Source organism: Allobosea sp. NPDC003192 (genome assembly GCF_050275675.1).
Classification (GTDB): domain Bacteria; phylum Pseudomonadota; class Alphaproteobacteria; order Rhizobiales; family Beijerinckiaceae; genus Allobosea.
In genome coordinates this window covers 194,301-207,013 of sequence record NZ_JBNNPK010000004.1, presented here as the reverse complement: position 1 = coordinate 207,013, position 12,713 = coordinate 194,301, and the positions used below count along the sequence as shown (strand labels likewise).

Below are 12,713 nucleotides of genomic sequence, written 5' to 3'. Positions count from 1 at the left end.
CATGTCTAAAATTGGTCTCGCGACGTCGCAGTGTCCTTCTGTTCCATGCAGTGTTGCCCGGCGCGGAAGACTCCCGCTGTCCTTGCTCGCGGGCACGGCCCTTGCCGCCGTCGCCGCTTCGGCAGCAAGTGCCCAGGAGCGCAATGACGGTCAGGTCCGGCTCGACGAGATCGTCGTCGAAGGCCCGGCCCGCGCCTCGGGTGTCCCAGCCCCCTTTGCTGGCGGACAGGTTGCGCAGGGCAGCCGTCTCGGCCTGCTCGGTAATGCCGAGACGCTGAAATCGCCGTTCAGCACGACGAGCTATACCGGCGAGCTCGTCCGCAACCTCCAGGCTTCGACGGTCGCCGACGCGCTGATCCTCGATCCGTCGGTGCGCAGTTCGCATCCGTCCGGCGGCATCGTCGATTCCTTCAACATCCGCGGCTTCCCGATCGGTGAGGGCAATAGCGGCGAGATCGCCTTCGACGGCGTCTATGGCGTCGCGCCGAACTATCGCGTCTTCACCGACTATGCCGAGCGCATCGAGGTGCTGAAGGGCCCGGCGGCGGCGCTGACCGGCATCGCGCCCAATGGCGGCGTCGGTGGCGTGATCAACGTCGTGCCCAAGCGCGCCGAGGGCGATCTCACCCGCGTCGGCGCCGAGTTCTCGTCGCGGGCCTATGGCGGCGCGACCTTCGACATCGCCCGCCGCTTCGGTGCCGGACGAGAGTTCGGCGTGCGCGTCAACGGTTCGCTGCGAGGCGGTGACACTGCCATCGACAGGCAATCCGAGACCACGGGCATCGGCTCGCTGGCGCTCGACTATCAGGGTGCGCGCTTCCGCAGCTGGCTTTATGCCCTGGCGCAGCGCGACGAGTTCGACGCGCCCAACCGCCCCTTCCTGATGCCGCGCGGTCTGCGCGTCCCGTCAGCCCCGAGCGGGCGCGAGAACGTCATCCAGTCCTGGGAATGGTCGCGCATCGATGATCGCTCGGTGCTGTGGAAGAATGAATTCGATCTCACCGACACCATCACGGTCTTCGGCAATGTCGGCGGCTCGCAGACCAGGGTCGAGCGCTTCTTCGGCCTGCCTACGATCCTGAACGCCCGCGGCGACACCAGCCACACGCCGCAATATTTCGATCTCGGCGTCAGCCGCCAGAGCTATGACGCCGGCGTCCGCGCCCGCTTCGAGACCGGCTTCGTCAAGCACCAGCTGACCTTGCAGGCCTCCTACTACAGAGAGACGATCGAGCGGGCGCTGACGAACGGCACGTCGGTCCTCTCGAACATCTACGCGCCGAGCTGGAGCGCCACGCAGTTTGCGACTCGCGCGGCACGCACACGTCTCTCCGACAGCGACCTGACCAGTCTCGCGCTGGCCGATACGATGTCGGCCTTCGACGATCGGGTCATGCTGACGCTCGGCGTGCGCCGGCAATCGGTCGCGACCAACAACTATGCGGCGGGGACCGGCATCCTGACCTCGGCCTATGACGAAAGCGCCACGACGCCGATGGTCGGCCTCGTGCTGCGGCCGCTCGACTACCTCTCGGTCTACGCCAACTATGTCGAGGGCTTGAGCCGTGGCGACGTCGCTCCGACAACGGCGAACAATGCCGGCGAGACCTTCGCGCCGTATCGCACCAAGCAGTACGAAGCCGGCATCAAGCTGCAATATGGCAGCTTCGGCGTCTCGCTCGCCGGCTTCCAGATCAGCAAGCCGAGCGGCGAACTGAATGGCGGCCTGTTCTCCGTCACCGGCGAGCAGCGCGTGCGCGGGCTCGAGCTTAGCGTCTATGGCGAGGTCACGCCGCAGCTGCGCTTGCTGGGTGGCGCCTCGCTGCTCGATGGCAAGCTGACCAAGACCGCAGTCGCAGCCAATCTCGGCAATCGGCCGATCGGTGTCGCGCCGGTGCAGCTCAATCTCGGTGCCGAATGGGACGTGCCCTGGCTCAAGGGGCTGACGCTCACTGGCGCGCTCGTCTACACCGGCAAGCAGTATATCGATGCGGCCAACACCCAGTCGCTGCCGGACTGGACTAGGTTCGACCTCGGCGCGCGTTACGCCACCGAGGTTGCCGGGCGCAAGACCGTATTCCGTGCCACGGTCCAGAACGTCGCCGACACCAAGTACTGGTCGAGCGTCGCCTCCTTCGGCACCTTCTATGTCGGCGCGCCGCGCACCGTCCGGCTGTCGATGTCGATGGATCTCTAGCATGAGCGGCGTGCGGTCCTGCGGCATGGCGCAGTCGTTTGCGCTTGTTCTGGTGGCCTGGCTTGCGCTCGCGCCGGCGCGCGCCGTGGCGGAGACCGTCACGGTGACCGACGTGGCGGGGCGGCAGGTTACCGTCGCGGCCCCCGTCCGCCGTGTCATCCTCGGCGAAGGCCGGCAGATCCATGTCGCCGCGGCGCTGGATCGCGATGATCCGTTCGGGCGCATCGTCGGCTGGGGCGAGGATTTCGAGAAATCCGATCCCGACACGCATGCGGCCTATGTCGCGCGCTTTCCGCAAGCCAAGGCGCTGCCGCGCTTCGGCTCGCCAAACAGTGGTGCCTTCGACATCGAGAAGGCGATCTCGCTCCAGCCCGATCTCGTCGTGCTCGGTGCCGAGACGCAACGCCCGGCCGCAGAAATTCGCCTGGTCGAGCGACTGGCCGCTGCGGGCATCCCGGTCGTCTATGTCGATTTCCGGCATGCGCCCTCGCGCAACACAGAGCCGTCGCTGCGCCTGCTCGGACAGGTCTTCGGCAAAAGCGAGGTTGCCGAAGACCTGATCGCTTTCCGGGCCGCAGAGATCGCGCGCGTGACGGAGCGGCTTGCCGCGGCGGGCCCATTCACCAAGCCTCTCGTCATGCTCGACCGGATTCCCGGCTATTCCGACGAATGCTGCCTGACCTTCGGCAATGAGAATTTCGGCGCCATGGTCGCGATGGCCGGCGGCATCAATCTCGGCAGCGAACTGCTTCCCGGCACCTTCGGAACGATCAATCCGGAGACGATCATCGTGCGGGACCCGGATGTAGTCATCGTTACCGGCGGCAACTGGGAGGCGCTGGCGCCGAACGGAGCCTGGGTCGGCCTCGGCCCTGGCGCCGATCTTCGCAAGGCGCAGGCGAAGCTCGCCGCGTTGGCGATGCGGCCCGCCTTCCAGTCCGCGAAGGCGGTCCGGTCCGGCCGCATGCACGCGATCTGGCACCAGTTCTACACCAGCCCCTATCAGTTCGTGGCCCTCCAGCGGATTGCAGGCTGGCTGCATCCCGAGCTGTTCGCCGATCTTGATGCCGAGGACACGCTACGGCGACTGCATGAGCGCTTCCTGCCGATCGCCTATCGGTCGGGCTACTGGATCGATCTTCAGCGCTAACGTCAGACTATTTTGCGCCGATAGCGGCCCTTGGCGCGATCCCCGGCAGCGGTCATTCCGGAGATGCTTCAAGTTGGAGTCGAGCTGCGGCCGACGCCTTCTTTCTCTTTGCTGATCACGCCTACCCGGCCAGTGGCACGCCCGTTGCTATCTCCACTTCGATCCGCGCGAACCAACGCCGGGCCTCGAGGGGAGTATCGTCATGACGTCCACATCCATCACGCGCGCCGTTATGCTGGCGCTCGGCTTCTCGACTGCACTCGCGGGAGCCGCGCTGGCGCAGGAGAAAGTCCTGCGCATCGGCATGACCGCCGCGGATATCCCGCGCACGCACGGCCAGCCTGATCAGGGTTTCGAAGGCAACCGCTTCACCGGTATCCCGATGTATGACGGGCTGACCAACTGGGACCTGTCTTCTGCCGACAAGGCCAGTGTCGTCATTCCCGGCCTCGCCACCGAATGGGCGGTCGATGCCGGCGACAAGACGAAATGGGTGTTCAAGCTGCGCCCGGGCGTGAAGTTCCAGGACGGCTCGGCCTTCGATGCTGCCGCGGTGGTCTGGAATGTCGAGAAAGTGCTCAACAAAGAGGCGGCTCACTTTGCTGCCGATCAGGTGGGCGTCACCGTTTCGCGTATGCCGACCTTGAAGTCGGCCAAGGCGATCGATCCCCTTACGGTCGAGCTGACGACGTCCGAGCCCGACGCCTTCCTGCCGATCAATTTGACCAATCTCTACATGGCATCGCCCATGCACTGGGCCGCCAAGCTCGCCGCCGTTCCGGCCTCGGTCACCGATGCCGCCGAGCGCGCCAAGCAGGCCTGGACCGCCTTCTAGGCCGACCCATCCGGCACCGGTCCGTTCAAGGGCACGCGCCTCGTGCCGCGCGAACGCTTCGAGATGGTCGCCAACAAGGCCTATTGGGATCCCAAGCGGGTTCCGAAGGTCGACCGGATCGTGCTGCTGCCGCTGCCGGAAGCGAACGCCCGCACCGCCGCCCTGCTCTCCGGCCAGGTCGATTGGATCGAGGCGCCGGCGCCGGACGCCGTGCCGCAGATCCAGAGCCGCGGGTTCAAGGTCTACACCAATGCCCAGCCGCATGTCTGGCCCTGGCAGCTCTCCTTCGCCGAGGGCTCGGTCTGGCTCGACAAGAAGGTGCGTCACGCCGCCAATCTCTGCGTCAACCGCGAGGAGTTGAAGACGCTGCTCGGCGGGCTGATGGAGGTGCCGAAAGGCACGGTGCCGCCCGGACATCCCTGGTGGGGCAATCCGAAATTCGAGATCAAATACGATCTCGACGCTGCCAAGAAGCTGATGACAGAGGCCGGTTTCTCCGCCTCGAAGCCGGCAAAGGTCAAGGTGCTGACCTCGGCTTCGGGCTCCGGCCAGATGCAGCCGCTGCCGATGAACGAGTTCATGCAGCAGGCGCTGAAGGACTGCTATTTCGACGTCGCGCTCGAGGTCGGCGAGTGGAACGCCGTCTTCACCAACTGGCGCGAGGGCGCCAAGCACGCCAATGCCCGCGGCGCCAACGCCACCAACGTCACCTATGCGGCGATGGACCCGTTCTTCGCCATGGTCCGCTTCGTCTCGACAAAGACCTTCCCGCCGGTCTCCAACAACTGGGGCTATTTCGGCAATGACGAGTTCGACAAGCTGATCGCCGATGCCCGCACCTCCTTCGACGGCACGGCGCGCGACGCGGCGCTGGCCAAGCTCCATGCCCGCATCGTCGAGGAGGCGCCCTTCGTCTGGGTGGCGCACGATGTCGGCCCGCGCGCGATGAGCGCCAAGGTCAAGGGCGTGGTCCAGCCGAAGAGCTGGTTCATTGATCTCGCGCCGATGTCGATGGAGTGACGATCGCGGTCTTCGCGCCGATCCGCGCTCTTGTCGTCATGGTCGGGCTTGTCCCGACCATCCATGTCTTCGCTTCGCCGATCGAATGCGGCGTTCAAGACGTCAGCGCTCGCCGCAGGGGCGAGCCTGACGGCGGGGTTCCAGCGGCTTCAGGCGCGTGGCACGGCCCTTGCTGAGCCGATTTCAGAACACGTCCAGATCAAAGGTGACCGATGATCCGTTCCGCTCTCGCCCTGTCGCTCGCCGCCGGCGTCGCGCTCCTTGCCCAGCCGGCATTGGCGCAAGGCACGCTGCGCATCGGCATGACCGCCTCCGACATTCCGCTGACTACCGGCCAGACCGACCAGGGCGGCGAAGGCATGCGGTTCATGGGCTATACGGTCTATGACGCGCTGATCAACTGGGACTTGAGCAAGGCTGACAAGGCCTCCGACCTGACGCCGGGCCTTGCCACCAGTTGGGCGGCCGACGCTGCCGACAAGACGAAATGGACGTTCGTCCTGCGCGAGGGTGTGAAGTTTCATGACGGTTCGGAGTTCACTGCCGAGGCGGTGGTCTGGAACCTCGACAAGCTGCTCAAGAACGACAGCCCGCAATTCGACCAGCGCCAGGCGGCGCAAGGCCGCTCGCGCATTCCGGCCGTCGCCGGCTACAAGGCTATCGACAAATACAAGGTCGAGATCATCACGAAGGCGCCGGACGCGACGCTGCCTTACCAGATCGCGTGGGTGATGATGTCTTCGCCGGCGCAGTGGGAGAAGCTCGGCAAGAGCTGGGAAGCCTTCGCCAAGACTCCCTCCGGCACTGGCCCCTGGCAACTCACCGCCTTCCAGCCACGCGAGCGCGCCGAGCTGTCGCCTTTCAAGGATTACTGGGACAAGGCGCGGGTGCCGAAGCTCGACAAGCTGGTACTGCTGCCGCTTCCCGAGGCCAATGCTCGTGCCGCGGCACTGCGCGGCGGTCAGGTCGACTGGATCGAGGCGCCGTCTCCGGACCTGATCCCCTCACTGAAAGGCGCCGGTTTCAAGATCGTCACCAACGCCTATCCGCACAACTGGACCTGGCACCTGTCGCGGGCCGAGGGTTCGCCCTGGAACGATATCCGCGTGCGCAAGGCGGCCAATCTCGCCGTCGACCGCGAGGGGTTGAAGGAGCTGCTCGGCGGCCTGATGATCCCGGCCGAGGGCTTCTACCCGCCCGGCCATCAGTGGTTCGGCAATCCGAAGTTCAAGCTGAAGCTCGACCAGGCCGAGGCGAAAAAACTGTTGGCGGAAGCCGGGTACTCGCCGGCCAAGCCGCTGCAGACGCGCATCCTGATCGCCCCATCGGGCTCGGGCCAGATGCAGCCCCTGCCGATGAACGAGTTCGTGCAGCAGAACCTCGCCGAGGTCGGCATCAAGGTCGATTTCGAGGTGGTCGAGTGGAACACGCTGATCAACATCTGGCGCGCTGGCGCCAACCATGAATCCTCGCGCAAGGGGACGGGGATGAACTACACCTATTTCATCCAGGACCCGTTCACCGGGCTGATCCGCCATCTGCAATGCGATCTGAAGCCGCCGGCAGGCACCAATTGGGGCCTCTATTGTGACCCCGAGATGGACAAGCTGTTCGAGCAGATCCGCACGACGTTCGATCCGGCCGAACAGACCAAGATCCTGCAGAAGACTCACGAGAAATACGTCGACGACGCGCTCTTCTTGATGGTGACGCACGACGTCAACCCGCGCGCCATGTCGCCGAAGGTGAAGGGCTTCGTCCAGGCACAGAACTGGTTCCAGGATTTCTCGCCGATCACCGTGGACAAGTGAGCGGCGAATGACGCGGGGCCGGCCATGCTGACCTATCTCGCCAAGCGCATCCTCTATGTGCTGCCGGTGGCGCTCGGCGTCAGCCTGTTCTGCTTCCTGCTCGTCCATATCGCACCGGGCGACCCACTGACCTCGGTGCTGCCGCCGGACGCATCGCAGCAGATGCAGGAAGAGATCAGGAAGCTCTATGGCTTCGACAGGCCGCTGCCGGTGCAGTTCGGGCTCTGGCTCTGGAAGGCGGTCCAGGGCGATCTCGGCACCTCGATCGCGACTGGTCGGCCGGTCGCCGCCGAGGTCTGGCGCGCGGTCGGCAACACCTTGCTGATCGCCTGCCTCGCTACCCTGATCGGCTTCGTGCTCGGCTGCTTCTTCGGCTTCGTCGCCGGCTATTTTCGCGGCTCGTTCCTCGACAAGTTCGCCTCCCTGCTCGCTGTGCTCGGCGTGTCCGTTCCGCATTACTGGCTCGGCATGGTGCTGGTGATCGTGTTCTCGGTGCAGCTCGGCTGGTTGCCGCCGGGCGGGGCCGGCCCCGGCGGCTCGGCTGCCTGGAAATGGGACTGGGAGCATGTCAGCCACATGATCCTGCCGGCGGTCACCATGTCGGTGATCCCGATGGGCATCATCTCGCGCACGGTGCGCGCCCTTGTTGCCGACATCCTGAACCAGGAATTCGTGCCGGCGCTGCGGGCCAAAGGGCTGATGGACTTCGGCGTCTTCCGCCATGTCGTGAAGAACGCCGCGCCGACCGCGCTCGCGGTGATGGGCCTGCAGCTCGGCTATCTGCTGGGGGGATCGATCCTGATCGAGACAGTATTCTCCTGGCCCGGCACCGGCTTCCTGCTCGGCAACGCCATCTTCCAGCGCGACCTACCATTGCTGCAGGGCACGATCCTGGTGCTGGCGATGTTCTTCGTCGGGCTCAACGTCCTCGTCGACATCGTCCAGGGCCTGCTCGATCCTCGCGTGAGGAGGCGTTGAGATGAGCGCGGTGACCTCGGGAAGCGCTGCCGCGCTCGTGCCGCCGCCGGCCCGCTCGGCCGGCTACTGGTCCGGCGTCTTCAGGCGCTTCCGCAAGGACAAGGTCGCAGTCGGCGCCGGCATCGTCGTGCTGGCCATCATCCTGATGGCGGTCTTCGCCGACTACATCGCGCCGGCCGATCCGACGCGCTCTTCGATGCTGCGGCGCCTGCGCCCGATCGGCACGCCGGGCTATCCGCTTGGCGCCGACGAGCTCGGCCGCGACATGCTCTCGCGCCTGATCCACGGCGCCAGGCTCTCGCTGTTCATGGGCGTGGTGCCGGTCTTCATCGCCTTCGCCGTCGGCTCGGTCATCGGCGTCGCGGCCGGCTTCTTCGGCGGCAAGTTCAACACCATCACGATGCGCACGGTCGACATCTTCTACGCCTTCCCCTCGGTGCTGTTGGCGATCGCGCTCTCGGGCGCATTGGGTGCCGGCATCTTCAACTCGCTGCTGTCGCTGACCATCGTCTTCATCCCGCCGATCGCCCGCATCGCCGAGAGCGTCACCACACAGGTGCGCTCGATGGACTATGTCGAGGCGGCGCGGGCCTCGGGGGCGGGCTCCGGCACGATCATCCGCGTCCATGTCCTCGGCAACGTGCTCGGGCCGATCTTCGTCTATGCCACCAGCCTGATCTCGGTCTCGATGATCCTGGCCTCGGGCCTCTCCTTCCTCGGCCTCGGCACCAAGCCGCCGACGCCGGAATGGGGGCTGATGCTGAACACGCTGCGCACCGCGATCTATGTCCAGCCCTGGGTCGCCGCACTGCCGGGCGTCGCGATCTTCATCACCTCGATCTCCTTCAACCTGCTGTCGGACGGGCTGCGCTCGGCCATGGACGTGAAAGGCTGACCCATGTCCCTCTCGCTCCATGCCGAGGACGGAATCGATCGCGGCGGCGCCGGCACGCCGTTGCTCGAGGCGCGCACGCTGACCAAGCACTTCCCGCTCGGCCGCGGCGCCGTGGTGCGCGCCGTCGACGGCGTCGACTTCGCGGTGATGAAGGGCGAGACGCTCGGCGTCGTTGGCGAATCCGGCTGCGGCAAGTCGACCACTGCCCGCGTGGTGATGCAGCTGATTCCACAGGACAAGGGTGAGATGCTGTTCGACGGCGAAGCCGTCGGCAGCTCGGCGCTCTCGCTCAAGGACTATCGCCGCCAGGCGCAGATGGTGTTCCAGGATTCATTCGCCTCACTGAACCCGAGGCTCACCATCGAGGATTCGATCGCCTTCGGCCCCATGGTGCATGGCGTCCCGAAGTCCGGCGCGATCCTGCGGGCTCGCGACCTGCTCGCCCGCGTCGGACTCGATCCCACCCGTTTCGCGGCGCGCTATCCGCACGAGCTCTCCGGGGGCCAGCGCCAGCGCGTCAACATCGCCCGCGCTCTGGCGCTCGGGCCGCGCCTCGTCATCCTCGACGAAGCCGTCTCGGCGCTCGACAAGTCGGTCGAGGCGCAGGTGCTCAACCTGCTGATGGATCTGCGCGAGGAATACGGGCTGACCTACATCTTCATCAGCCACGACCTCAACGTCGTCCGCTTCATCAGCGACCGGGTCATGGTGATGTATCTCGGCGAGGTCGTGGAGATCGGGCCGGTCGAGGAACTCTATGACGATCCGCGCCATCCCTATACGCGGGCGCTGCTCTCGGCGATGCCGTCGATGGACCCGGACCATCGCACGATGGAGGCACCGCTGGCGGGCGATCCGCCGAACCCGATCAACCCGCCCGAGGGCTGCCGCTTCCACCCGCGCTGCCCGCACGCCCAGACGGTCTGTTCCAAGGTCAAGCCGGCATTGACCTCAGTTGGCAGCGGCGAGCGGCTCGTTGCCTGCCACGTAGAAATCCCGGGCTCCGGCCACAGCCGCGCTCCTGCGTTGGAGGATGCCGCATGAGCTTGCCTCTCGTCGCGATGGAAGACGTCACCGTGCGCTTCAAGGGCGCGCAGACGGTGCATGCGGTCAACGGCGTCTCGCTGAGGCTGGAGCCCGGCAAGGTGCTGGGAATCCTCGGCGAGTCCGGCTCGGGCAAGAGCGTGACCCTGAAGACGTTGCTGCGTCTCCTGCCGGAAAGCCGCACCGAGATCGGCGGCAAGGTCATGGTCGACGGCAGGGACGTGCTGGCGATGACCCCGGCCGAGCTCTCGGCCTATCGTGGCGCCGTCACCTCGATGATCTTCCAGGACCCGGCGCTGGCGCTCGACCCGGTCTATACGGTCGGCGAGCAGATCGCCGAGGCGATCATGCGCCATGAGAAGCTCTCGGCGAAGCAGGCGATGGCGCGCGCGCTCGAACTGCTCGAGCTGGTGCGCATCCCCTCGCCGGAGCGCCGCCTCAAAGCCTATCCGCACGAGATGTCCGGCGGCATGCGCCAGCGCGCGATGATCGCGCTCGCGCTCGCCGCCCGCCCGAAGCTTTTGCTCGCCGATGAGCCGACGACGGCGCTCGACGCGACCGTGCAGATCCAGATCCTCTTGCTGCTACGCCAGCTTCAGCGCGATCTCGGCATGGGCGTGATCTTCGTCACCCACGACATCGGTGTCGCGGTCGAGGTCTCGGACCGTCTCGCCGTGATGTATGCCGGGCAGATCGTCGAGACCGGCACGGTGCGCGAGCTGCTCAGGGATCCGCGCCACCCCTATACGCGCGGCCTCCTTGCCGCCAACCTGCATGGGGCGAGGAAGGGCGAGCGGCTGGAGGCCATCCCCGGCGCACCGCCGCCACTGAACGAGGCGCCGTCCTCCTGCTCCTTCGCACCGCGCTGTAAGCAGGCCGAGGAGGTCTGCCGGATAGGCTTGCCTCCGGCGGTGGCACTTGGCGAGGGCCGGCTCGTCCGCTGCATTCGGGTGGAAGCCGCGCTCGCGCCGGCCTGACTATCAGCCGCGCTGAATTTGATATGTGTGAGCAGGATATCTGACAGTTCGACGAATTCTCTGCCCGCTATTCCGCATGCTCTCAGGTATTTGATAATGCTTGCAATGACTGCCGGCGCTGACGTTGTCTCCTGGCTTCGTGCGGCGCTCAGCCGTCGAGAAAGGCTGCGATCTCCGGCGAGGCACGCAAGGTCGCAAGCTCCTCCGCCGTCGGCAGCGCCGGGCGATCGCGGGTGGCGTCGACAAGGCAGAGAAAGCCGAGCGGCTCGTCGGGCGCGGCCTTGAACTGATGCCAGCTCCAGCCGGGGATGGTGACGAGGTCGAGCGGGCCGATCTCGCTCACTTCAGAGCCGACGAGGCAACGGCCGCGGCCGCGGATGATCATGACACCATGGACGTGGCCATGACGTTCCAGCGTGGTATGGCCACCGGCCGCAACCTCGAAATAGCGCAGTTCGCCGGCGAGGTCGGATCGCGAGAACAGGATCTGGCGCGAGACGTTGCGAAACGGCGCGTCGCCGTCCTGCTTGTAGGCGAGCCGTTCGACGCCCTCCCAGGCGAAGCCGTCTTCCTGCCGGCGCAGGTTGGGAGCATTGTCCTTGGTCATGTCAGGCATGGGATTCTGCCCGGGCTTGCGTTTGCGAGTGCTGACGGACCGTGGCGACGAACGCGGCCGTGGCCTCGCTCAATCTGTCGCGTTCGGCGAGCAGGTTGCCGCCGATCAGCAGCATGACGTCGCGGCCGTAGAAGTCGAGCATCTCCGGCACGCGCGCCACGCTCATGCCGCCTGCGGGGACCGGGGCGATCGCCGCGCGCCCCGGTTCGGGCGCGAGCGCGGCCTCGGCGATGCGCTTGCATGTGTTGGCGGAGTAGCCGAAGCGGCCGCCATGATTGGGGAAGATCACCGCGTCGACGCCGGCGAGTCGCCAGAGCTTGGTCAGGCAGGCCGGGTCGATCCGCGCCGCGCCCGCCAGGCTCGGATGAGCGAGGAAGGCGATGTCGGGATAGTCACGCCTGAGCTGCTGGACATTAGCGAGGCCGAGGATCGCCGGGGCGATCATTGCCGTGTCGAGCCCCTCCTCGTCGATGATGCGCAATTGCTCACGCACTGCGTCGAGGCTACCGGAGAGGCTCGGGACATAGCGGGTCGGATGGCCGGTGTGGGCGCTGGCGCGACGTACCGCCGTGGCGCAGGCCGCGACGCGTTGCGGGAATGGGCTGTAGGCTTGCGTCGCCAGCCCGTGATCGTCCTTGACATAGTCGATGCCGCCGAGCGCGAAGGCCTCGGCCAGGCGCGCGAGTTCCTCCGGCGGCAATCCTTGCGGCTTCAGGGCCGAGCAGGTCAGGGCACGCCCGGCCGCATTGACGCGCTGGCGCAGGCCGTCGAGCCCGATCTGGGGGCCATCGCCGAACCCGGCACGCAGCTCGGGCGGCAAGGCGAATTCGGCGAGCGTCAGGTCATCATGCAGCGAGGAGTTGCCGAACAGCATGTTGAGGAGCTGCCCGGCATCGTCGCCCACCGTGGCGGCGGAGAGCAGGATGCGGATCGCATGCAGGCCGTTGCCTTCGGGCTCGACCGCGACGACACGGCCGAGAATCTCGCCGAGGACGAAGGGGTCGTCGACCGCCTCGGGCGGCATCTCGATGCTCTGCTCGACAGTGATCGCCCTGGCGCGCGCCTCGGCATCCTCGGGCGAGCCACGCAGGTGATAGGTGACGTCGATCCAGCTCATCGTCGATCCCGCCGAGGCGGGGCTCCGCCATTTCGTTTCACATCACCATTATAGCGCCGCTGCCGCGGAGACA

At 66.4% G+C, this 12,713-nt stretch carries 9 protein-coding genes and 1 pseudogene; 8 read left to right on the top strand and 2 right to left on the bottom strand.

Annotated features, from left to right (window positions below; all coding sequences use genetic code 11):
• The first annotated feature begins 76 nt into the window (after positions 1 to 76).
• From ACQKLX_RS07900 to ACQKLX_RS07865, 8 genes and pseudogenes are all read left to right on the top strand, one after another.
• A complete protein-coding gene (locus tag ACQKLX_RS07900) occupies positions 77 to 2,197 on the top strand; it encodes a TonB-dependent receptor (protein WP_427361133.1) in 2,121 nt (706 codons plus the stop codon).
• Position 2,198: 1 nt separating this feature from the next.
• Positions 2,199 to 3,347, top strand: coding sequence for an ABC transporter substrate-binding protein (locus ACQKLX_RS07895; RefSeq protein ID WP_427361025.1), 1,149 nt, complete (start codon positions 2,199 to 2,201; stop codon positions 3,345 to 3,347).
• 202 nt (positions 3,348 to 3,549) lie between these two features.
• A pseudogene (locus tag ACQKLX_RS07890) lies at positions 3,550 to 5,202 on the top strand (ABC transporter substrate-binding protein).
• A gap of 212 nt (positions 5,203 to 5,414) precedes the next feature.
• Positions 5,415 to 7,013 (top strand): ABC transporter substrate-binding protein, encoded by a 1,599-nt coding sequence (locus ACQKLX_RS07885; protein ID WP_427361024.1) that lies wholly within the window; start codon positions 5,415 to 5,417, stop codon positions 7,011 to 7,013.
• A 24-nt stretch (positions 7,014 to 7,037) separates the two neighbouring features.
• Positions 7,038 to 7,991 carry an ABC transporter permease gene (locus tag ACQKLX_RS07880; protein WP_427361023.1) on the top strand — a complete coding sequence of 318 codons (954 nt, stop codon included), beginning with the start codon at positions 7,038 to 7,040 and terminating at the stop codon, positions 7,989 to 7,991.
• A gap of 1 nt (position 7,992) precedes the next feature.
• Positions 7,993 to 8,886: an ABC transporter permease gene (locus tag ACQKLX_RS07875; protein WP_427361022.1), complete on the top strand. Its 894-nt coding sequence runs from the start codon at positions 7,993 to 7,995 to the stop codon at positions 8,884 to 8,886.
• Positions 8,887 to 8,889: 3 nt separating this feature from the next.
• On the top strand, positions 8,890 to 9,930 hold the full coding sequence (locus tag ACQKLX_RS07870) for an ABC transporter ATP-binding protein (protein ID WP_427361021.1): 1,041 nt from the start codon (positions 8,890 to 8,892) through the stop codon (positions 9,928 to 9,930).
• A complete protein-coding gene (locus ACQKLX_RS07865) occupies positions 9,927 to 10,907 on the top strand; it encodes an ABC transporter ATP-binding protein (protein WP_427361020.1) in 981 nt (326 codons plus the stop codon). Before ACQKLX_RS07870 ends, ACQKLX_RS07865 begins: the two co-directional genes overlap by 4 nt.
• A gap of 148 nt (positions 10,908 to 11,055) precedes the next feature.
• On the opposite strand, the gene ACQKLX_RS07860 is transcribed toward ACQKLX_RS07865, so the two are convergent.
• Together ACQKLX_RS07860 and ACQKLX_RS07855 are read right to left on the bottom strand one after the other, a co-directional pair.
• On the bottom strand, positions 11,056 to 11,523 hold the full coding sequence (locus ACQKLX_RS07860; RefSeq protein ID WP_427361019.1) for a cupin domain-containing protein: 468 nt from the start codon (positions 11,521 to 11,523) through the stop codon (positions 11,056 to 11,058).
• Positions 11,516 to 12,640, bottom strand: coding sequence for a RuBisCO large subunit C-terminal-like domain-containing protein (locus ACQKLX_RS07855; protein WP_427361018.1), 1,125 nt, complete (start codon positions 12,638 to 12,640; stop codon positions 11,516 to 11,518). Before ACQKLX_RS07855 ends, ACQKLX_RS07860 begins: the two co-directional genes overlap by 8 nt.
• Positions 12,641 to 12,713 lie beyond the last annotated feature (73 nt).